Genomic DNA, 316 nt, shown 5'->3' with positions numbered 1-316 from the left:
ATGCACCGTACGACGATCAACTCCCAGTTGCCTGGCCACCGCCTCAATCGAGCAATTGCCTTGCGGCAGCAGGCGAGACATCATTTGCCGCACATTGACAGCTATGCAATCCGTGCGCAGTGCCAGCATCGTGTCGAGATGCGTGCGCGCGTGAAAGGCCATGGACGGATCGTTGGCTTCAAACGTGGCATCCTGATCGTTCGTTCACTGGCGGCTCGCCATGGCGGGCCGTACCATTGGCTCGATGGCGGATTGCGTTAGCAGGCTGCTGAAGTACTCATCGCGCTAGCGATGAGTTTTTCCCCGCAAGGCGGGG

Annotated in this window: 1 protein-coding gene; it reads left to right on the top strand. The window is 59.5% G+C overall.

Annotation, left to right across the window (positions count from 1 at the left end; translation table 11 throughout):
- Positions 1 to 261, top strand: a 261-nt coding sequence (locus MKD38_RS30990; protein WP_012354703.1) for a hypothetical protein, incomplete at its 5' end; no start/stop codon positions are given.
- Positions 262 to 316 lie beyond the last annotated feature (55 nt).

The sequence above is a fragment of the Cupriavidus sp. WGlv3 genome (genome assembly GCF_023952475.1).
Taxonomy (GTDB): domain Bacteria; phylum Pseudomonadota; class Gammaproteobacteria; order Burkholderiales; family Burkholderiaceae; genus Cupriavidus; species Cupriavidus phytorum.
The sequence above is the reverse complement of the archived record's forward strand: the minus strand, read 5'-3'. Positions and strand labels throughout refer to the sequence as shown.